This window comes from Candidatus Omnitrophota bacterium, assembly GCA_030650275.1.
Taxonomy (GTDB): domain Bacteria; phylum Omnitrophota; class Gorgyraeia; order Zapsychrales; family Fredricksoniimonadaceae; genus JACPXN01.
In genome coordinates this window covers 1-21,314 of the sequence record JAUSEK010000019.1, presented here as the reverse complement: position 1 = coordinate 21,314, position 21,314 = coordinate 1, and the positions used below count along the sequence as shown (strand labels likewise).

Annotated in this window: 18 protein-coding genes; 9 read left to right on the top strand and 9 right to left on the bottom strand. The window is 54.6% G+C overall.

What is annotated here, in order from left to right:
- The 3 genes from mtaB to Q7K71_04980 are packed head-to-tail and all read right to left on the bottom strand — an operon-like array spanning nucleotide 1 to nucleotide 3,484.
- Nucleotides 1-1,275, bottom strand: coding sequence for a tRNA (N(6)-L-threonylcarbamoyladenosine(37)-C(2))-methylthiotransferase MtaB (gene mtaB, locus Q7K71_04990; protein MDO8675455.1), 1,275 nt, complete (start codon nucleotides 1,273-1,275; stop codon nucleotides 1-3).
- Nucleotides 1,272-2,234, bottom strand: a complete 963-nt coding sequence (locus Q7K71_04985) for a zinc metalloprotease HtpX (protein ID MDO8675454.1) — start codon at nucleotides 2,232-2,234, stop codon at nucleotides 1,272-1,274. Before Q7K71_04985 ends, mtaB begins: the two co-directional genes overlap by 4 nt.
- Nucleotides 2,234-3,484 (bottom strand): hypothetical protein, encoded by a 1,251-nt coding sequence (locus Q7K71_04980; protein ID MDO8675453.1) that lies wholly within the window; start codon nucleotides 3,482-3,484, stop codon nucleotides 2,234-2,236. The genes Q7K71_04985 and Q7K71_04980 overlap by 1 nt, the downstream gene beginning before the upstream one ends.
- 56 nt (nucleotides 3,485-3,540) lie before the next feature.
- Between Q7K71_04980 and dusB the strand changes: the two genes are divergently transcribed.
- Both dusB and Q7K71_04970 read left to right on the top strand, forming a co-directional pair.
- Nucleotides 3,541-4,512, top strand: a complete 972-nt coding sequence (dusB, locus tag Q7K71_04975) for a tRNA dihydrouridine synthase DusB (GenBank protein ID MDO8675452.1) — start codon at nucleotides 3,541-3,543, stop codon at nucleotides 4,510-4,512.
- A complete protein-coding gene (locus tag Q7K71_04970; GenBank protein ID MDO8675451.1) occupies nucleotides 4,509-5,897 on the top strand; it encodes a dihydrolipoyl dehydrogenase in 1,389 nt (462 codons plus the stop codon). The genes dusB and Q7K71_04970 overlap by 4 nt, the downstream gene beginning before the upstream one ends.
- A 1-nt stretch (nucleotide 5,898) precedes the next feature.
- Here Q7K71_04970 and Q7K71_04965 read toward each other — a convergent pair whose 3' ends face one another.
- Nucleotides 5,899-6,150: a BolA family protein gene (locus Q7K71_04965; protein MDO8675450.1), complete on the bottom strand. Its 252-nt coding sequence runs from the start codon at nucleotides 6,148-6,150 to the stop codon at nucleotides 5,899-5,901.
- A 23-nt stretch (nucleotides 6,151-6,173) separates the two neighbouring features.
- Between Q7K71_04965 and Q7K71_04960 the strand changes: the two genes are divergently transcribed.
- The 7 genes from Q7K71_04960 to ilvN are packed head-to-tail and all read left to right on the top strand — an operon-like array spanning nucleotide 6,174 to nucleotide 11,444.
- Nucleotides 6,174-7,367: a glutamate--cysteine ligase gene (locus Q7K71_04960; GenBank protein ID MDO8675449.1), complete on the top strand. Its 1,194-nt coding sequence runs from the start codon at nucleotides 6,174-6,176 to the stop codon at nucleotides 7,365-7,367.
- Nucleotides 7,364-8,332: a glutathione synthase gene (gshB, locus tag Q7K71_04955; GenBank protein ID MDO8675448.1), complete on the top strand. Its 969-nt coding sequence runs from the start codon at nucleotides 7,364-7,366 to the stop codon at nucleotides 8,330-8,332. Before Q7K71_04960 ends, gshB begins: the two co-directional genes overlap by 4 nt.
- A 10-nt stretch (nucleotides 8,333-8,342) precedes the next feature.
- On the top strand, nucleotides 8,343-8,573 hold the full coding sequence (locus Q7K71_04950; GenBank protein ID MDO8675447.1) for a glutathione S-transferase N-terminal domain-containing protein: 231 nt from the start codon (nucleotides 8,343-8,345) through the stop codon (nucleotides 8,571-8,573).
- Nucleotides 8,570-8,830, top strand: coding sequence for a BolA/IbaG family iron-sulfur metabolism protein (locus tag Q7K71_04945; protein MDO8675446.1), 261 nt, complete (start codon nucleotides 8,570-8,572; stop codon nucleotides 8,828-8,830). Before Q7K71_04950 ends, Q7K71_04945 begins: the two co-directional genes overlap by 4 nt.
- 38 nt (nucleotides 8,831-8,868) lie before the next feature.
- Nucleotides 8,869-9,183 carry a Grx4 family monothiol glutaredoxin gene (grxD, locus tag Q7K71_04940; protein ID MDO8675445.1) on the top strand — a complete coding sequence of 105 codons (315 nt, stop codon included), beginning with the start codon at nucleotides 8,869-8,871 and terminating at the stop codon, nucleotides 9,181-9,183.
- Between the two features lie 17 nt (nucleotides 9,184-9,200).
- Nucleotides 9,201-10,934 (top strand): biosynthetic-type acetolactate synthase large subunit, encoded by a 1,734-nt coding sequence (gene ilvB, locus Q7K71_04935; protein MDO8675444.1) that lies wholly within the window; start codon nucleotides 9,201-9,203, stop codon nucleotides 10,932-10,934.
- A 9-nt stretch (nucleotides 10,935-10,943) separates the two neighbouring features.
- Nucleotides 10,944-11,444, top strand: coding sequence for an acetolactate synthase small subunit (gene ilvN, locus Q7K71_04930; GenBank protein ID MDO8675443.1), 501 nt, complete (start codon nucleotides 10,944-10,946; stop codon nucleotides 11,442-11,444).
- On the opposite strand, the gene Q7K71_04925 is transcribed toward ilvN, so the two are convergent.
- From Q7K71_04925 to Q7K71_04905, 5 genes are all read right to left on the bottom strand, one after another.
- The gene (locus Q7K71_04925) at nucleotides 11,441-11,866 is read right to left on the bottom strand and encodes an iron-sulfur cluster assembly scaffold protein (GenBank protein ID MDO8675442.1); all 426 of its coding nucleotides are present in this window, start codon (nucleotides 11,864-11,866) and stop codon (nucleotides 11,441-11,443) included. The two genes, ilvN and Q7K71_04925, sit on opposite strands and share 4 nt — an antisense overlap.
- Nucleotides 11,867-12,067: 201 nt before the next feature.
- Nucleotides 12,068-13,060 (bottom strand): AsmA-like C-terminal region-containing protein, encoded by a 993-nt coding sequence (locus Q7K71_04920; protein MDO8675441.1) that lies wholly within the window; start codon nucleotides 13,058-13,060, stop codon nucleotides 12,068-12,070.
- On the bottom strand, nucleotides 13,047-15,098 hold the full coding sequence (locus Q7K71_04915) for a thioredoxin domain-containing protein (GenBank protein ID MDO8675440.1): 2,052 nt from the start codon (nucleotides 15,096-15,098) through the stop codon (nucleotides 13,047-13,049). Before Q7K71_04915 ends, Q7K71_04920 begins: the two co-directional genes overlap by 14 nt.
- Entirely contained in the window at nucleotides 15,088-18,090 is a 3,003-nt protein-coding gene (locus tag Q7K71_04910) for a hypothetical protein (protein ID MDO8675439.1), read from the bottom strand. Before Q7K71_04910 ends, Q7K71_04915 begins: the two co-directional genes overlap by 11 nt.
- An 8-nt stretch (nucleotides 18,091-18,098) precedes the next feature.
- Nucleotides 18,099-21,314 (bottom strand): hypothetical protein (locus tag Q7K71_04905; protein MDO8675438.1); only part of this gene is annotated, 3,216 nt, incomplete at its 5' end.

Here is a 21,314-nt window from a genome sequence, read left to right as displayed (position 1 = left end):
TCAATACTCCCCGTAAATAGCCTGCCCGTCCATTTTTTCCAAACGGACAGGGACTAATTGATTGTGGAGGTCAGTGTCGGATCTGACCTTGACCCGCGCATAATTGTCGGTCAGGCCGGTCCAGAATCCGCCTTTTTGTTCTTCAAACAAAACCGCCTGTGTGGTGCCGATGAGCGATCCATAAAACATGAGGCGTTTGCGCTGGCTTAGGTCGCGTAAAATTTGACTGCGCTTGCTGATGGTTTGCGGGGCAACAACCTCCCCCATGTCCTTACTTTTAGCCATTTGCCGTTGGGAATAACTGAACACGTGAAAATAATGGATGGGCTCTTGCCTCAAAAACGCCTCGGCATCCGCGAACTGCGCGTCGGTTTCTCCCGGAAAACCAACGATCACGTCGGTGCCGATGCAGATCTGCGGCACTTGCGCGTAAGCCCCGCGGATAAAATTTCTGAACTCACCCGTCGTGTATTTGCGCTTCATGGCGGACAAAATATCATCATGGCCGCTTTGCAAGGGGATGTGCAGATAGCGGCATAATTTGCCCTGGCCCATGCGGCCGAATATTTCCAAAGGAATGGTGGTCGGTTCAATAGACGATATGCGGATGCGGTCAATGCCGGCGATGCCTTCTAAGCGCGCGATGACATCCATCAATTTTTTGCCTTCATGGCCGTAAGTGCCGATATTGATACCGGTCAAAACGATCTCACGGCGGCCTGCTTGCGCCAAAATGCGCGCTTCCTTAATAATGTCGTCAAAGACACGGCTACGGGCCCGGCCGCGCGCGTAAGGAATTTCGCAGAATGAACAGAAAAAGTCACAGCCATCCTGAATTTTGATATTGGCGCGGGTATGCCGGTCATCTACGGATGAAACCGCGATGGTGAATGCTTCGCGTTCAATGGTCGGCGTGATCACTTCGGCCTGCACAGGGTCGGGATAGCGGCGGAACACATCCACCAGGTCCATTTTCTTCTGATTGCCGACGATCCAGCGCACGTTGGGTAAGGTCGCTAATCGCTCCTTTTGCACCTGGGCCTGACAGCCAACCAAGGCGATACGGGCATTGGGGTTGAGGCGATTGACGCGGTGGACCAGACGCCGCGTGTCCGTGTCTCCCCCTTCGGTCACGGTGCAGGTATTGATGACCGCGATGTCTGATGGCTTGTCAAAATCAACAACGGTATAGCCGCCGACCTCAAAGGAATTGCGGATGGAGGCGGTCTCGCTTTGATTGAGCCGGCAGCCCAATGTGTAAAAAGAAATTTTCATTTGAGATCTGATAAATGTTTGATGCGCTTGAGCATGTTCGGGTGCGTGCCCAGCAATTCCATCATTTTCTCGCCCGTGGACAGGGTGACCGTCTTGTTCCTCAAGCGGAACAGTTCATTGGTGTCAATGGTGCCGCTTTTGTTGATATCCAATTGAGCGAGGTCTTTGATCTCATTCATGGCCTGCGACGGGTCATTGAGAAAAAATGCTTTCATCCCTTCAACCTGCTTGAGGTCTTCGGTGTTGGCCATGCGCGCGGAGCCATAGACCAGTTTATACAATGCCGACGCTAAAGCTGATGGTTTATTGCCTAATTCAACGGAGCCCTTGTCCGCGTAATATTCCCGGATGCGCGAACCGTAGAGCACCAGAAGATTGGTGATGAAATAAAACAGGAACGCGGCCAACCCGATGACAAGGCCGCTGGGCGCGTTGCGGTCATTCCTGCGTCCGCCGCCGTACCACATGAAATGCCAGGCCAGGCGGTACATGATCATGGGGACCACCGACAATAAGGTGATGACGACCACATCGCGGTTTTTAAGATGGGTCAATTCATGGCCTAAAACCGCTTTTAATTCTTCCTCGTCCAGCAGGCGCAGGATGCCCTGGCAAACGCACACGCGCCCGTCGCGCTGACCACGGCCGAACGCGAACGCATTGGGCACCTGCGACGGTGAAATGCACACGCGCGGCATGGGGATATTGGCCTTGCGGGCCATCTCCTCGACCATACTCCAGAGTTTCGGGTCATCTTCGCGCTTGATGTATTTTAACTGCATGGTCCATTCAATGATCTTGGGGCCGATCATGAATTGCAACCACATCAACCCCACGGAAATGATCAGATAAAAATAAAAATCGTTCATCCCCATGGCCGTTCCGATCAGGACAATGGCCGCGTAAACAATAGCGAACAGAGCCGCCACCAAAAGTGCCATGCGTATTTGCAAAGACATCATATTCCGCTCCTTTTCAACCATTCCAGGGCCTGATGGAAACCCGCGCACGTGGCCCTGGTCCTTAGGTCAAAATGTCTGTCCCCGCTTGAACCCGCGCGGGCATATTGTTCAATGAGCCGGGCGTTTTCCGACGCCAAAAGGCATTCCCTTTTTTCCTCAACTTCTATTTTAACACCGGCGTCAAAATCCATTTCATGACGCAGATAAGAACCGTCTTTTTGACGCGCGGACAACAAAATCTTCGCCGGACGCATCAGCGGAAAACCCAAACCGCCTTCCATGCCGTTGCGGACAACGACAATTCCCGCGAAACCCGCGCGTTCGGACACTGTCCGCATTTTCTCGCCGTACGGCGGATGGAAGGCCGAAGTCACGACAACGCGCGCAGCCGCAGGGTTTAAAAATTTCTCCAGCGTCGCCAAGAACGGACGCTTGATGGTCTGACGGCGGATGTCCACCCAGCGGTCCACGGCCGGGGACAGGTCTTGCTGGCGGATGAACCGGCCGTATTCCGGTTTCGGATTTCCTAGATCCGCATTCCCCCGCGCGTAAGGCACAGCCAGCGCATCGGCAACATCCAAAAGATTATAAACCGATTTCGGCCCGCTGTTGCGGCCCGTTAAATGGACAACCCTGTAACCCAGTCCCTGCGCATACCTGCCCAACAAAGGCGTGACCATATAGGAATGGTCATTGCCGTCAAACGGTTCAGCCATTTGGATGATCGGCTCTCCCGACGGCACGAGCGCGCGGAACGCGGGCACGATGGTTTCATTGATGGCTGTGAGCAAACCTTCATATTCATCATCGGTCTCATAGCGCACCCGCAGCAAACTGGCGATCAAGCCCCTGGCCCCATCACCGGACGCATCAGACAATAAAAATTGACCCAGACGATAAGCGGTATTCTTATCCAGCGTCTGGCCGGACAAAAGCCGCAGGCAAATGTCCTGCACAAAATCCGGGGCATCCGAAGCTAAGGCCTTGACCAAAAGCCGCGGGTCTTTGAGCGCGCCCGGCGTTTCAAAAGCGCTGTCCAAGACCTCTTCGTCCGGTGTCGTGCCTTTATAAAAAAGCCCGGCAAAAAAAGCGCCGGCAGACGCGGGCGTCACCTTGCCTGCTTTAAGATCTTCCGCGATCTCTTGGGCTAATGGACCGCTTAAGGACTTACTGCCCTTCTTACCCACCCCAACAGTCCTTATGCCCCTGCGGATGGCGTCTTCTCTAATATCCAAAACAATGGCCATAGGGCCCAATTATACTAGATTTGCATAAAAAGTAAATTTAGTTATAATAGCGCGTTATGAAAATCGGTTCCCTGACCATCGACAAACCCCTGTGCCTGGCGCCCATGGAAGACGTGACGGAAATGCCGTTTCGCGTCATCTGCAAACGCCTGGGCGCGGACATCGTGTATACGGAATTCACCTCTTCCGAGGGGATCATCCGCGACATCCCCCGCATCATGGAAAAAATAGAGATCTGCGATGAGGAACGGCCGGTGGCCATCCAGATATTCGGCGGACGGCCCGAGGCCATGTCCGGCGCGGCCCAGGCCATTGAACGCCTCAAACCGGATTTTATTGACGTCAATTGCGGATGCTGGGTCAAAAACCACGTGGCGCGCAATGAAGGCGCCGGACTTTTGCGCGACCTTCCCCTGTTTGAGGCCATTGTCAAAGCCACGGTCAAGGGCACGAAATTGCCGGTCACGGTCAAAACACGCTTAGGGTGGGACGAGGAAAGCATCGTCATCACCGACGTGGCAAAGATGGTGGAGGATGCCGGCGCGCAGGCGCTCACCCTGCACTGCCGCACCCGTGCCCAAGCCCATAACGGTTTTGCCGACTGGTCCTGGCTGGAGAAAATTAAAAAAGCCGTTAAGATCCCTGTCATCGGCAACGGGGACATCGCCTCCCCCGAGGACGTCCAGGCCATGTTCGCGACCGGATGCGACGGGGTCATGATCGGCCGCGGCGCCATCGCCAATCCGTGGATCTTCAAGCAAACCAAATATTATCTGAAAACCGGCTCCCATTTGCCGGAACCGTCCGTTGAAGAACGTATCCAGACCTGCATGGAACATCTGAAACTCAACGTGGCGCACAAAGGCGAAAAAGGCGGGGTCATCACCTTCCGCAAACATTACGCGGGCTATCTCAAAGGCCTGGCGAACATTGCCCAAGTGCGTATGGAATTAATGCAATACACGACGCTGGAGCCGACCATTGCACGTTTAGAAAAATATCTAGAAGAAAGTTTATCTAAAATATGAAAACTTTTGATGTCATTACAATCGGCTCCGGCGGCGGGGCCAAGATCACCTCTCCGGCCGCCTCCCTGGGCCATAAGGTCGCGGTCATTGAAAAAGACCGCCTGGGTGGCACTTGTCTTAACCGCGGATGCATCCCCTCCAAAATGCTCATCCATCCGGCGGACGTGGCCCTGGCCATCAAAGAGGCCCGCAAATTTGATCTGCACAATGATCCCAACTTCACGGTGGATTTTGCCAAACTCGTCACCCGCATTTCGCAGACCGTGGACAATGATTCCGACAAGATCGCGGCCAGTTACAGCAAACACCCCAATATCACCTCTATCAAAGGCGAAGCCAAATTCATTGATAACAAAACTATTGAGGTCAACGGCGAACGCATGACAGCGCCAAAAATCTTTATCGCCATCGGTACCCGGCCCCACATTCCCGATATCCCGGGTCTGGCCGGAACGCCTTTTATGACCAGCACCGAGGCCCTGCGCAGCACAGCCTTGCCCAAAAGCATGATCATTTTAGGCGGCGGGTATATCGCGGCTGAACTGGGCCATGCCTATGGGGCGCTGGGGACCAAAACGTGTTTTCTGGTGCGCTCCTCCATGCTGCGAAACGAAGACGCCGAAGTAGCTGCTGAATTTGTCCGGGTCTTTTCCCAACGCCACGACATACGCCTTGGCGCCGTGCCCGCGCGCGTGGAGCATGGCGACGGGCAATTCACCGTGCATTACACCCAAAACAACCAAAACCAAAAGATCTCCGCCGAGGCACTCTTAGTCGCCACAGGCATTGTCTCCAACGCGGATACCTTGCATCTTGAAAATGCCGGCATACGCCTCAACAACCGTGCCTTCATCGCCGTGGACGATTTTCTGCAAACATCTGCCGATGGTGTTTATGCTTTGGGCGATTGCATCGGCCGTTATTTTTTCAGGCACAGCGTTAATTTTGAGGGCGAATACCTGTTCCATGCGCTGTTCGGCAACAGTCCCAAACGCCCCATCCAATATCCGCCCATGCCTCACGCGATCTTCGCGCATCCGCAGATCGCGGGTGTGGGAAAAACCGAGGAGCAACTCAAAGACGAGGGCGCAGACTATGTCGTCGGGCTTAATCCCTACAAAAGCAGTGCCATGGGTATGGCCTTGCTATCTGACCATGGTTTTTGTAAACTATTGGTCGAGCGCAAATCCCGCAGGATCCTGGGTTGTCATATCATCGGGGATGAGGCCTCGGACATGATCCACATGGTCATTGCCTTCATGAACAAGAACGGCACGCTGGATGATCTTCTCAACATGATCTACATTCACCCCGCCCTGCCGGAGATCGTGCGCAACAGCGCGCGCAAGGCCGAGGCGGCACTTAAAATTCAAAATGGGATATAAATTACGGACATGAGGCCCGAATGGACAAAGCGTGGATATTGCCATGCCAATGGGAAGACAGGGCGTCGTAGATCATGCGGTGTTTTTTTAGGGATGTTTGCCCCTTGAACGCTTCAGCGACGATGACGACGCGGTAATGGCCGCCCTGACCCGCCCCGGCGTGGCCGGCATGCAAAGGAGAATCGTCGATCACTTCAAGCGCGGACGGCTGGAAATGTTCGCGCAAAATACGCTCAAGAGATATTCGATCCATGCGATCATTGTAGCACATCCAATATGCGTAAATCACTGACCGTCCAAAATAATTTCACCGGAAGTTTCTGCGTGCCCTGCATCCAAAGCAAGCAGGAAGAGGTCCATCAATGGCTGTTGGGCCATGAAAAAAAGGAGACACCCTTCTATTCCTCCGTTGATATCCGCGACGCGGGATTTAAAATGACGGTGGTGGACACCAACCTTTTTCCCGCCGGGTTCAATAACCTGTGCGAACACGGCATTGCCGACGCCTCGCATTTTATCCGCGAAGCCATCCTCAAGCGTGTGCCTGGGGCACGCAAGATCCTCATCGTCACCGAAGAGCACACCCGGAACACCGCCTATCTGGAAAATGTGCGCATCCTGCAGGACATCATCCGTAAAGCGGGATTTGAGGTCAGCGTGGCCTTTCCCGAAGACATCAAGACCGCGTGCACGCAATGCGACCTGATCGTCATGAACAATGACCTTTCCTCCGGTATTCCCGACGCGCTTAAAAAGTCCAATGTCCCGGTGTTCCCGTCCATGCACGCGGGCTGGCACGCGCGGTTGAAATCCGGACATTTCATCCAAACCGGCCGGCTTGCCGAAGAATTCGCCCGCATCGTAGGTCTGGACCCGTGGCTTTTTTCCTGCCTCTTTGAGGCCGTGGACGACGTGGACATCAACAGCGACGAGGGGCATCAAAAACTGCATGACGCCGCGGTCCGGTTGTTTGACGGTGTGCGCGCGAAATACAAAGAACACAAGATCAACGAAAAGCCCTTTGCCTTCATCAAGGCCGACAGCGGCACCTACGGCATGGGGGTCGTGCCCATCGAGGACCCGGCGCAGATCCTGGAACTCAACCGCAAAAAACGCAATGACCTTTTGCGCGGCAAAAGCGGACAACCGGTCACGCGTTTTCTATTGCAGGAAGGCGTGCCCACCATCCAGCGCATCGAACAAAGCCCCTGCGAAGTATGCATTTATCAAGTCGACAACAATCTCATCGGCGGGTTTTACCGTTATCATACCGGCAAGAGCCCGCGCGAGAACCTGAATTCCCCCGGCGGCATGGCTTTCCAAAAGGTATGTCCCCATTTGGACAAATACGGCCAGGACTGCGGGGTCAAACACAACATGAACATCTTTGACATCTACCGGATCCTCGCCCGCATCGCCGGAGTGGCGGCGGGACGCGAGACCCGGGAATTGGAGAGCCAGGCCCGATGAAATTCCTCTTTTTGATGGACCCGCTGGAAACAGTGGCGATGGAAAAAGACACCACCTTCATCCTCATGGTCGGCGCGCACGCGCGCGGGCATGACGTGTATTTCCTGGCCGAGGACGGCATCGCGCTCAAAGACGGCAAGGTGCATTTTCACGTCGTCAAGGTCAAGCCGCAACTAATCGTCCATGAGCCGTTCATTGAAGAACACGCGGCCACCCTGACGCAAGACCAGGTCCACGCCGTGTTCGTGCGTCCCGACCCTCCGGTGGACGAACAATACCTGATGAACACATGGCTTTTGGACCAGCTGCCCCCCAACGTCCTCGTCATCAACAAACCGTCGGGCATACGCACCGTCAATGAAAAGATCTGGGCCGCGCAATTTACGGACATCACTCCGAAAACCCTCATTTCCTGCAGGCGTCCTGACCTTCTGGATTTCATCGCCAAAGAAAAGTCCGCCAAAGGCGGATCCGCCTCCGGCGGAAACGGCGTCATTGCCAAACCGACCAACGCGTTCGGCGGGCACGCGGTCTTTCATATCAAGCCCGGGGACACCAACACCAAGGTCATTCTGGAAAACCTCTCCCGGCGCTGGTCGGTGCCCGTTGTCCTCCAGCGTTACGTGCCGGACGCAGAGAGCGGGGACAAACGCATTTTGCTGTTAAACGGCGAACCGCTGGGCGCCGTGCTGCGCGTGCACGAGGAAGGCGACCACCGTAATAATTTCTTTGCCGGCGGTAAACCGCACGCGGCCCAGCTCACGGCCCGCGACAGCCACATCATCGGCGTCCTCAAAGAGCATCTGCTGCGTTTGGGGCTTTATTTCGTCGGCATTGACATCATCGGCGGGTTTTTGATCGAGGTCAACGTCACCTCCCCGACCTGCATGCAGGAAATGAACCGCCTGTATAACGTCGCTCTGCAGGAAAAAGTCATTGATTTCGTCGAAAAATCTGTAAAATAAGGACTCAACTATGCCATTGACCCTTTATCATTTTCAGGGCTGTCCGTATTGCGGCCGCGTGCGCGACTTTCTGTCCAAAGAAAATATCAGCGTGCCCATGAAAGATACCCACGCAAACCCTTCTTTCCGCGATGAACTCATCAAGATCGGCGGCAAGACCCAAGTGCCGTGTCTGGTCATCAACGGCAAAGCGCTCTATGAATCATCAGATATCATTGAGTGGTTCAAGAAAAACAAATGACGGTCCAGGAAATCAAGAACGCTATTGAACGCTCCATCCCCGGGGCCGCCGCGCATGTTCTCGACCCCATGAACGATGGACAGCATCTGCAGGCCTTTGTCATTGCCCCGGCCTTTGAGGGGAAAACGTTGATACAGCAACATCAAATGGTCATGGCGCCGCTCAAAGGAGCGCTCGCCGGCGCTGTGCACGCTTTGGCCTTAAAAACTTTCACCCCTGCCAAGTGGGAGGACGTCAAATCACAATACGGTTTTTAAATTCCCCCGCCGACGGCGGGGTCATTTAGGAGACGATTATGTTATCAGATAAAATGCGGCAGGACATTGAAAACGAGATCAAGACCAATCCGATCGTGATCTACATGAAAGGCACGCCGGACGCGCCCCAGTGCGGGTTTTCGGCCAGGTCCGTGCAGATCCTGCGATCCTACAACCTTCCCATCAAAAGCCATGACATTCTGGCCAGCGAAGAACTGCGCCAGGGCGTCAAGGAATTCACCGACTGGCCCACCATCCCCCAGATCTTCATCAAAGGCCAGTTCGTCGGCGGCTGTGACATCATCACCGAAATGCACGAGAACGGCGAGCTGGCGAAACTTTTGGGTTTGTGATAAGATACGGCTTCATGATGACTAAAACAGCGACCAAAAAACCACAGCCCATCAACGGCGCCCAAGCCCTTGTCCAATGCCTGGAGAATTTCGGCGTTGAGTACATTTGGGGCCTTTCCGGCGGTGCGGCCATCCCTATTTTTGATGCCCTGGTGGGCTCCAAGATCAAGCTCATTTTGACCCGCCATGAACAGGGCGCCACCCACATGGCCGACGGTTATGCCCGGGCCACGGGCAGGCCCGGTGTCGTCCTGGTGACCTCGGGCCCCGGCGCTACCAACACGGTGACCGGCATTTTGACCGCCCATATGGATTCCGTGCCCATCATCGTGCTCACGGGCCAGACCATCACCTCCATGCTCGGCAAGGACGCTTTCCAGGAAGCGGACATCGTGGGCATCACCATGCCCATCGTCAAACACAGTTATCTGGTCAAAAACACCAATGACATCCCGCGCGTCATCAAAGAGGCCTGGCATATCTGCCAGACCGGACGGCCCGGGCCTGTGCTCATCGATCTGCCCAAGGACATCACGTCCGCCCCGTTCACCGGCGGCACCCTCAATCCTGAAATGGACATTCCGGGTTACAAGGAACTGCCCAAACCCAATCAACACGATGTCCTGAAGATGGCCGGAATGTTCAAGGGCTCCAAAAAGCCGCTTTTGCTGGTGGGGCATGGTGCTGTGATCGCGCGCGCCGGGGACGCCATCAAGAAACTGGCGGAAAAACTCAACGCGCCCGTGACCAACACGCTTCTTGGCAAAGGGGAATTCCCCGAAACCCATCCCTTGTCTTTGGGAATGCTGGGCATGCACGGCACCGCCTATGCCAACAAGGCGATCATCAATTGCGACCTCATCCTGTCCATCGGCTCGCGCTGGGACGACCGCATCAACGGCGACAACCGCGAATTCTGCGTGAAAGCCAAAAAACTGCACATTGACGCGGATTTCTCCGAGATCAACAAGATCGTCAAACCCGATGCCTGGGTGGTGGCCGATGCCAGGGAAACCGTGGAAGAGCTCATCAAACACGTCGCGCCGCTGGATACCAAGGAATGGCTGGCGGAACTGGCCTTTTACCGCAAAGAATTCCCGCTCAAATACGAAAATGACAAAGGCCTCACCGCCCAGTACGTCCTTGATACCTGTTACAAGGTGACCAACGGCCGCGCCATTGTCACCACCGACGTGGGCCAACACCAGATGTGGGCCGCGCAGTTCTACCTCTCCGGTAGGGGCGACCACTGGATCTCCTCGGGCGGCGCGGGCACCATGGGCTTCGGCTTTCCGGCCGCCATCGGCGCGCAGTTCGGCAAACCCAAAAACCTGGTCGTGGCCATCGTGGGCGACGGCGGTTTCCAAATGACGCTCTCCGAACTTTCAACCATGTTCATCCACAAATTACCGGTGAAGGTGCTCATCATTGACAACAAATATCTGGGGATGGTGCGCCAGTGGCAGGAGCTGTTTTTTGAGAACCGGCTTTCCGGCGTGGACCTGGAAGGCAACCCGGATTTCGTCAAACTCGCCGAGGCCTACGGCATCAAAGGTTTTCACATCAACACGGTGGAACGCTGCCATGACGTGATGAAACAGGCCATGGAATATCCCGGCCCCTGCGTCATCCACGCGGAGGTCATCAAGGAAGGCAACGTGTATCCCATGGTCCCGGCGGGCAAAAGCGCCTTTCACATGATCATTGAAAAACCGACGGGGAAATTGGAAAAACCGACCGGTTCTACGTAGGGGACCAATATGAAAAATACCGACCCTTCCCATACGATCAGCGTGCTCGTGGCCAATAAGCCCGGAGTGCTGGTGCGCATCGCTTTGGTCTTTGCCCGGCGCGGTTATAACATTGACTCTCTGGTGGTCTCCCCCACGGTCAACCCGAAATATTCACGCATGACCCTCACGGCCAGGGGAAACCTGGAAACCCTGGACCAGATCATCAAGAACGCGGGCAAATTGGTGGACGTCATCCATTGCGGCGAACATGACATGGCCCACAGCGTTGAAAAAGAACTGTCCCTGGTCAAATTGAAGGCGTCGCCCGCGGTCAAGGCCTTTGTCACCAAGGCCGCGCGCAAATTCCACGTCAAGATCGATGATTCTTCCGAAAAATATTACATCATTGAACAGACCGGGACCACCGCCCAGTTGAACGAATTTGAGGCCATGGCGAAAAAATACGGTGTGGTGGAGATGGTGCGGACGGGCAAAATTTTAATGGCCAAGGGTAAAAAAGAAACCTAAACCACGGGCCTGTCTTTCAAACTGCAGGGCAAGATCTTCGGAAGTTCCTTCGGCGGTAAGATCACTTCGGCAATTTCAATAAGATCAGGCGCATATTCAATGGACGTGATGCGGCAGCGTTCGCGGTCCACCGACGGATGGTCCACTCCAAGGTATTGCGCCAACCCCGCCTTTAAAGCATCAAGTTCCAAATACAGGATAAACTGCCTTTCTTCCTCCGTGTTGAGGTCAAGCGCGGAAGCCAGCATATAAAAATCCAGATCCAGAATTTCCTGGATGGTCTTGCCCGCGCAAAATTTGGACAAACCCGTATTTCCCGCGATCTCGCTGGAACAGGTGATCTTGGCGAATTCAAATTTGACCAAACGCTCGTGGGCGTCCAGCGTGATATTCAAACCGGAAGTGCTGTCGGAACAAGGCATAAATGAGTACCCAGTCTGGGGACACCCACCGTAACCTTAATTACGGCCATGTCCCCGCTTTAATTAAGGTTACGGTGGGTGTCCCCATAATAGGTGGCTACTTAATTACAGCGTGACGAAAAACCAGATAATACGCGATCGCCATGGCTAAAATGACCACGACAACGACGGCCCCGCTGAATTTTGTCTTACCCGTCATGGTCATTTAAAAATACCGTTAAGGACACTGTTGAGGATCTCTTTGACTTCGGGGTTCTTATCCAGCACTTTCTCCAACTGTTGGCTGATCTGCTTGATCCCCTCGCCGGTCACGATCTTTTTGGCCAGATAGCCGGCGTTCGGAACATAACGGACCTTCGGCGCCTGACCGATGAGTTTGCCGGGAACATATAAACGCCCGTCCTGGTCCAGAATGCCCTGAAGCGGTGTAATGAAACGCGTGATCTCCTGCGACAGGTCCTTGGCCGCATAAAAAGACACATCCATGCTGACGTTCCCGTCAAAACCGGCCGTGCCTTTGATCCCGGCCTCGAAGAGCGGGGATTGGACCACGGCATCATCGATCAAAATTTGCCCCTGGCGGAGCGTGAATTTTACCCGCACCCTATCCAGGGCGGTGGTATCGCCCCCTAATTTTTCCCTGAGCGTTTCCGACAACAAACCCTCGATCTGTTCTCCCAAGCCGGGAATGACATTGATACGACCCAGCACGGCCTTAAGGACATTGAAATTCTCCAGACGGCCGTCGGTAAAGAACGCCTCCCCGCTGACAGGCAAAGGGGCATCCAAAGACAGGTCATTGACATGGGCCTCCAGCTTCGGGATCCGTATGTCCAAAGGTGTCTGTGCATCACCGGCATTGACCCTGATGTCTGAAATAATGATATGAGTGACATGGACCTTGCGCTGTCTTAAGAGCGGCATGAGCCCCATCTGCACGCTGGCTTTGCCCGCCTCAATGGAAGGCTCTCCGGCCACGCGGATGTCAAAAACATCCACGGCGATCCCCTGCCAGGAAAAATCGAGGCCTGCGGCGGCGATGCTCACCTCGCGCCCCAAGGCGTCGGAGGCGGCTTTGGTGATCTGGGGCAAATACGTATTCACATTGAATGTTTTGATAAAAATGAACGCGGCAATGGCAACGACAACGAAAAGGATCCCTAAGGCAAGAAAAAAAAATTTAACGGCCTTCATGAACATCTCCGATCTGGCGTTCCAGGACCGCGGGATCGTCCGTCGGGGTCAGGCATGTCCTTCCTTTACAAACGCGTACCATGACCCTTGGCGCCCCTGCTTCGTGAACCACGGACTTATTTGGAACAAAATGTTTATACAACACTTTCGTCATTTTGGCAATGGCTTCGCCGGGCGGCCCTGACAACACCACCTGTGTCGCTCCCTCGCGGTAAAAATCATAAGCGCACAGGGCCAGTGTGTAAGCAGACGGCGCCTGGCTGATAGCGCCGGAAAAACACGCGAAGATGCGCGATGCGCTTGCGTAAAACCCCTCTTCGCCGGTCAACGCGTGCAAACGCAGCAAGGCCAGCGCCGACGCTGAATTACCCGACGGGATGGCCCCGTCGTAGATCTCTTTGGGCCGCGTGATCAGGGTTTGGGCATCGCGGGCGGTCATGTAAAAACCGCCGTTAACATCATCTTCAAACAATTCCTGCATCACACGGGCCAAACGTCTGGCTTGCTCCAGATATTTTCCCTCAAAAGACGCCTCATACAAGTCAATGAGACCTGTCATAAAAAACGCATAGTCCTCCAGCGTGGCCGGGATCCCCGCCTGTCCCTGTCTCCAGCGATGGACAAGCCGTCCATCATCCACGAGATGGGATAAAATGAAATCAGCAGCTGCCCGGGCAGCATCCACGTATCGCTCTTTGCCCAAAACGCGCCCGCCGAAAGCCAGAGCAGAGATCATAAGCCCGTTCCAGTCAACGATGACCTTATCATCCAAATGCGGCCGCGGACGCGTCTGCCGACGTTCAAACAGCTGTTGACGGCAAAGGGTCGCCATGTGTTCATCCTCGGGATCTTTGGAAAGAAAAAGAATATTCTTGCCGACAAACTCACCGTGGGGATCGAAGGCCGCGTTGCCGTCGGGCTTGACGCCATACCACGCGCAAAATGCATCTGCCTCTTTGGGGCCCAGAATTTCAATGATCTCTTTGTGGGTCCAGACGTAGAATGCGCCTTCCTTATTGATTGTATGGGCGATTATTCCTGCCTGCCGGCAGGCAGGAATCGCCCCTACAGGGCTATCTGCATCTTCAGCGCAATAAAAACCGCCTTCGGGCTGACGCATGTCCCTTAAAACATAAGTAAAAATATTTTCGGCAATATCAGCGTATGTTTTTTGACCCGTGACCTGGAACGCCTCCAGATAAACGCGGGCCAAAAGGGCCTGGTCATAAAGCATTTTCTCAAAATGCGGGACATGCCATCGGGCATCCGTCGAATAACGATGAAAACCGAAACCGATATGGTCCCAGATCCCGCCGCGGGCCATGGCCGCGAGCGTCTGTTCGACCATGACCAGCGCCTTTTGATCCTTAGTGCGGTGATGATGGCGCAATAAGAACCCAAGTCCGTGCGGCATGGGAAATTTGGGGCTGGAACCGAAACCGCCGTTGGCCGCGTCAAAATGGGCGGACATCTGGCGGAATGCCGCATCCAGTACCGATCCCGATAATTCATCCTGTAGGGGCACGGCATGCCGTGCCCCTACGTTCAACGATCGTGTGATCTCATCCGAAGACGATAAGATGCCCTCACGGTTGTTGCGCCAGGCATCGGCAACGGACAGCAGGATATCTTTAAACCCCTGTGACCCGCTTTGGGCATAAGGAGGAAAATACGTGCCCCCGTAAAATGGTTTCCCGTCGGGGGTCAAAAATACCGTCAGCGGCCATCCGCCCTGTCCGGTCATGGCAACAACGGCCGCCATATACACATGGTCCACATCCGGCCGCTCTTCGCGGTCCACCTTGACCGCTATAAAATGGTCATTGAGGACATTCGCGATATCTTCATTTTCAAAGGACTCATGCGCCATGACATGGCACCAATGGCAGGTGGAATATCCGATGGATAAAAGGATGGGCTTGTCCGCGCCAACAGCCGCGGCAAAGGCCTGCGGGCCCCATGGATACCAGAACACCGGGTTATTAGAGTGCTGGAGCAGATACGGACTTTGTTCAGCTCCAAGCCGATTAACGGACATTGGGTTCGAAACGGTCGAGGGCGTTTTTGACGGCTTTATTGCGGGACACGCCGGGAATATTTTCCTGGGGCTTTACTGAAAATTGTATGGCTTTTTTCATAAGGTCTTTGGATTGTTTGTAATCAGGGATAATATCCTGCACATCATTGAATCTCTCGATAGCGTCGATGTATTTGCCCGCTTTATACAAAACTATGGCTTCCTGGTATAAGGCCTCCACCCCGTCTTCCAGCTGTTTGCGCAAAACGGCGCGTTCGGCCTCCAGTTTCTTTTGCATCTGACCGGCTTTGGGGGCATCCGAAGACCTCCCCTGACGTTCGCGCTCCAGGCGTTCGGCTTCCTGACGGCGGCGCTCCATTTCCTGCTTGCGCTGTTCTTCCCGCTCCAAATATTTCTTGCGCTTATTGGAAAGATCGATCCGTTCCTGGCTCTCTTTGGGGGTCAGCTCTTCCTTCGGATTCAAACGCTCCTGCCGACGCTGGCCTTCCATCTCTTTCTTCTGGACCTCAAGGGCATTGATCAATTTTTTCTGACGCGCCTGTTCTTTTTCCCGCGCGGTTTTCCGGGTCTCTTTGAGCTGGTGTGTGTCCTGGGCCAGCTTCTTTGCTTCTTGTTCTTTGGCCTGGCCTGATTCCATGGCTTCCTTGGTGGCTTTTAAAGAAACCACCACTTTCTCTAATTCTTCAAATTTGGCCTTGGCCTCGTCAAAATTGTGTTCCTTGGCAAGCCTAAGGATATCATCATTAAGGATGGCGGCCTTCTCCGCAAAACCACGGATCTCTTCTTCCTGCGCCTGACGCAACTGGCGTTTGCGGTCTTCTTCAGCGGCCGCGCGCGCGGTTTCTTCCCGCCGTTGTTTTTCCTCAAGTTCCTTGGCACGCGTCTCTTCCGCCCGGGTGCGTTCCAGGACCGCCTGCTGTCCGGCGCGCTCCCTGTCCTGTTCGATCCGCTGCAAATACGAACGGGTGGCCTTGTAATCCGGCGACGTATTTTCCAATTCCAGGAATTTGGTCCTGGCCCCGTCAAAATCATGGTTCCTCAAAGCAACGATGCCCTCATCGTACACTTGCGCGACCTGGGCGCGATGGGCGCGCTCTTCTTCCTCACGCATCTGGCGCAACAAATGTTCTTTCTGCGCTTTAAGGCCGTTTAAAACGTCTTCCACCTTGGATAGTTTACGTTTGGCAGTAACGGTATAGCGGTCACTGGTCAAAGCGGAGATCTGTTTATATAACGCCGCGGACCTCTGGGCCAATTCCGCGATGGTCCGGGCCTCTTTCATCTGTTCTTCTTTGGATGCATTCTGCTGGGGCTTGGGAACCTGTACCGGCTTGGGAGGCCGTGCCGGCTTGGGAGGCGGTTGTAAGACAATGACAACAGCTTGCGCGTCTGATTTCTTCAGATATTCTTTGGCGTCCTTGAAATCCGGAAAAATTTTGGCCACGGCCATAAATTTTTCTTTCGCAGGCAAAAATTGTTTTTGACGGTATAAAGCAATACCCTCATCATACGACCGCTGGGCCTCCTGTGTGCGGCGTCTGGTCTCTTCCAATTCAGCGCGTTTTTTCGCCAAAGGCGCTTCGTGGTCCTTCTTCTCTTTCGCCGCCTTGTCCTGGGCCGATTGACGGCGCTGGGCTTCTTCGGCGTCCCGTTTGGCTTTCTCATCGGTGAGGACCTTCTGACGTGCCTGTTGGGCCGCCGCTTCGTCCTGACGCCGTTTTTCCTTCTCTTTCAATTGCGCGACCTTGGCGATATAAATACGCGTTGACTTAAAACCGGGCGCTGTTTTCTCAATGTCATTGAATTTCTCCAAAGCCTCGTCCAAAAGCCCCTTGTCAAATAATGTCAGGGCTGCCTGATAAACAAACTGGGCCTCTTCTTCCAACTGCTTGCGGTGCTCTTTCTCCCTTTGCCCCTCGATCTCTTTGAGCTGGGTCTCTTCTTTCTTGCGCGCGACCTCTTCTTCCCACTTCTGTTTTTCCAGGTCCTTTTCTCTCTGCACAGCCGTTCGTTTTTCTTCGTCGGCAATGTCCTTATCAATGTTCTTTAAATAATTCCGGCCGGCCTTGTAATCAGGGACCACCCATTCGACTTCCTGAAATTTCTCTTTGGCCGCGGCAAACTTCCTGTCCTTATAAAGCGCGACGGCTTCGTTATAGACCTTGTCGGCCTGCTGGTTGACCTGGACTTTGCGTTCCTTTTCCTTGCGGTCGATCTCCTGGCGCCAGACCTCCTTCTCGCGCGCACGGGCGATCTCGGCTTCCTTGTTCTGGCGCTCGATCTCCACCTTTTGTTGTTTGATATTCAGGGCTTCCTGCCCAATGATGTCCTGGTCCAGGATGCGCAGATAACTGCGCACGGCCTTGTAATCGGGCAGCAGCGCATCAATATGTTCAAACTGGTCTTTGGCGGCTTGATATTTTTTCTCTTTATAAAGGGCCACGGCCTCCCGGTAGGCGTTCTGGGCGTCCTCCTGTTTGGAACGCTCGTCCTGTTGTTCCTGTTTGAGGTACTGCACCTCTTGGTGCTTGATCGCCTGTTCCTGCAGTTTCAACCGCCGTTCGCTTTCCTTAATATAGCCGATCATTTCAGGATGATCGGTGATGCGCACGGCCTTTTCAAAATACTCACGCGCTTCGTCGAGTTTTCCCTCGTCGGTCAATTGCATCCCGCGCTGATAATATTCCCTGGCCCGTTCTTCACGCTTCTGGTTGCGCTTGATGACGGCCTGGTCTTTGATCTTTGCGTTGACGCGCTTGATATTTTCGCGGGACTGGATGATGAGTTTCTTAAGATCGTAAACGTAACTGGACGGAGCCTGTTCCTGGATGGCAGGGGCGGATGCGCCAGGAGTTATTCCGGGAGTTGCGGCCTTGGAAGCCGGGACCGCCGCGGTCTCCACAGAAGGGGTATTGTCCAAAGCAGAGCGCGGCTCCTCGGCCCATACAAAATGGCCGATACTTATAAAAAATAATATAGAGATAAAACGCATAATTTTAATTATTGTATCACACGCTTTTGGGCGTCTTCCACTATTTTCTCCCATAATTTACGGGCCTTGATATATTCGCCGCCTTTGAAATACTCCTGCGCGGCCTTGTTGTATTCCTCCAATTTCTCCTCAAAAGCGATCTTGGAACGGATATACTGCGAGGCCTCATCAAACATCATCTGTCCGGCCATGATCACATCTTTATAGATCTGTCTGGATTCCTCATAACGGCCGGCTTTCTGCGCCTGTTGGGCCAGGACGAACATATTATTGAGTTCCGCGGTGACCTTGCTGCCGGGTTTGGCCAATTCCTTTTTGACCATGATCCACGACCACTCCGTGATCCGGTCATCCAGCCACTTGGCGCGGGCGCGCGCTTTTTCTTGCGGCGTGCGGTCATACATCTTGCCGGTCATGCGCAAGAACGGCCCCTGGGATGTATAACTCAGCGACGTCAGATCGTCGCTGAAATTGGTGAAGTTCCACCCGATCCCCAACTGGGCGTTGTCGTTGATGTTGCGGGTGGCTTCCAGCAGGAAGCCCTGCTTGCTGTCCTTCGCCTCCGCCTGCGTCAGCCGCCTGTATTCGCCGCTGACCTGCCAGTTGCGGTCCACGCGGTAATTGATGCGGTGGATCATAAGCCAGGTGTGCGTCTTGTTGAACTCAAAACCGGTGACCTTCTCCTCGTTGATGCGCAGGGCGAATTTCTCGGCCAACTGCCAGTTCTCGTCCACATCATACACCGCTTCGCCGGAGAAAACCTGCGCGCGGGTGGCTGTCACATCCGTGGCGGCCTCGTTCACCTGCCCCGACGGGCCGACATTTTCCTTATACGTATATTGGGCGATGAGGTTCAACCGGTCAAAATTAACGGGCCGGTACGCGGTGCCGAGGATAATTTCCTTGTGCCTGGCCTCAACCTGCCTGGTGGTCATGTTTTGGGTGATGTCATACTGGAGTTTGGCGGACGCCGAGAGATTGTCCGTGAGCTTGCCCTCCAGGGCGTTATAAAAAACAAACTGGCGTTTGTTTTCAACGCCATTGTCCAGGCGCAGTTCGACCTTGGCGGAATTCGTCAGGCGCTCGACGGCCGTTTCAACGTCCTTGAGCACGTATCCCGTACCCAGCGTGAACGCACTGCGGTTGGTGCTCGTCCCGTCGAGGTTCTGGACACGGCCTTTTTCAATGGTGCCCAGCAAAGCCACCCTGTCGTTGACGTCGCCCGACAGGCCGAAAATATTCGATTGCGTGACGGCGGTCTGGTCCTGGGAAAGCTGGCGGGTCAAACTGCCTTCCAGTTTCTTGCCGTCTTTGTCGCGGACGATGGCATATTTGGCATTCTGCTGTATGCCGGTGGTCCCGATCCCGAAGGTGCGCTCGGACACGGCCTGCAACTGGTCATTGATCTTTGTGGTATCGGTGAAGGACAGCGTCGTGGTTTTGCCTCCCGCGGCGCCCTCATCCACCTGCATCTTGGAAGAACTGGAGGTCTTGTCATCCACTTTGCGGCTGGCATCCACGATGAGGGACTTGGTCTGCCCCGTCGCGGCATCACCGCTGACCTGATAGGCGGTGGACAGCGTTGAATCCTTGTCCACCTGGGTGGTCGCCTGCAAAGAGGCCACGTTCTTGGCTTGGGCCCCGCCCGCCTGGGTCTGGCCGATGGCCGCTTGCAATGATGTGGCGTCGGACAATTTCATCTTTGTCCCCAGAGAACCGGTTGTGGTTTTGTCCCCCGTCGAGGACTCCGTCATTGCGACTGAACCGGAGGCAAAAATATTGTCATTGACCTTCTGCTCGGCGCCGATGGTCATGGTCCTGTCAACTCCCCCTGTGTTCATGCGGGCGATCGTATAATCGGAGGAAAGGGCCAGCTTCTCTGTCACATTGGCCGTCAGTCCCGCGCTGATGGCCGTGCCTTCCTTGCTGAAGGCCTCCTGGCCGCGCAGCGTGAGTTTGTCCGTGAGGCGCGCCTGCGCTCCGGCGGTGGTCACGGCTTTGGACGCGTCCTTGATATCCAGCTGCTGGGTCAAGAACACATCAACGCGGTCGGTGAGCGAATATTCAGCCTTACCCGCGACAACGGCCTGCTCCTGATTAGTGGCTGTTTCAAACCCGTCTTTCTTTTCTCTGACCTGCGTCAACTGGTATTCGCCGGTCAGTTTCAAGCGCTGGGCCTCATGCACGATCTGCACCATGGTCGTCGATGTTTCCGTGGCCCCGACCTGCGCCTGGGTCTGCAAGTTGCTGTTTTGCATAAGCCGCTGGATGTCCCGACGGGCGGTCAAACGCGTCACCGGCGTCAGGTCAAAGGTCAATGTCATGCCGGTCAATTCTTTGCCCTGCTGTGAACTGGAATCCGTCGTGGCAAAGTCATTGCTGATCCATTTGTAATAACTGCTTAAGCCCAGCCGGTCAAAGAGGCGCGCGTCGCCCTTGATGCCGTAGGCCAAACCGGTTTCCAGGTTGCCCGTGGACAATGTCGTGAACGTGATGCCGCCGTCGGTGGAAACGAATGAACTGGTGCTCGACGCGCTGGTCTGCGCGGTCTCGGCTTTCACGGTCGCGTCAGGCCCGAGATGGACGGTCACGTCCGCGCCTTTTAATTCATAATTCTTATCGGCCTGGGTTTCCCTGACATAGGTGCCGCCCACAACAACATTGTCCCCCACGGCTTGAGCGACGCGCCCACCCTCGCTGGATTCAGTCAGTTTGTCCTTGACCGCGTATTCATAATCCGTGACCACGTAAACAGGATTGCCTTCCAAAAGCCCGTCAGAGACGATGGACTCCGCCTTGACGATCATGGAGACCGGCTGCCAGAACAGGATCCTGCCTTCGCCCTCGTCGAGTTCATAGTCCGCGCCGTTTTTCATGACCTTGCTGCCGATGGGAAGACCCGTGACCCTGTCCCTCACCTCCAAACGGATCTTGTCGCTGCCCTGGATGATCTCCTTGTGTTTAAGGAAATACAGCGACCCGCCCGTGCCCAAAAATTCATTATGCGACGGCCTTTGCTGGATCTCGGCATGGAAAACCAGCACCTTGGTGCGCGCATCGCCATAAGGATTGGTGGCCAGCGACTGATAATCGATCTTACCGCCGTAGAACGTGCGGCTAAACGCGGCGAATTCCGTATCTTTAAAATCGAGGGCATAATTACCCCAGATCACCGACGACTTGTCCCAATCGACGAGCAGATACAACGGGCCCTGGGTGTTGGT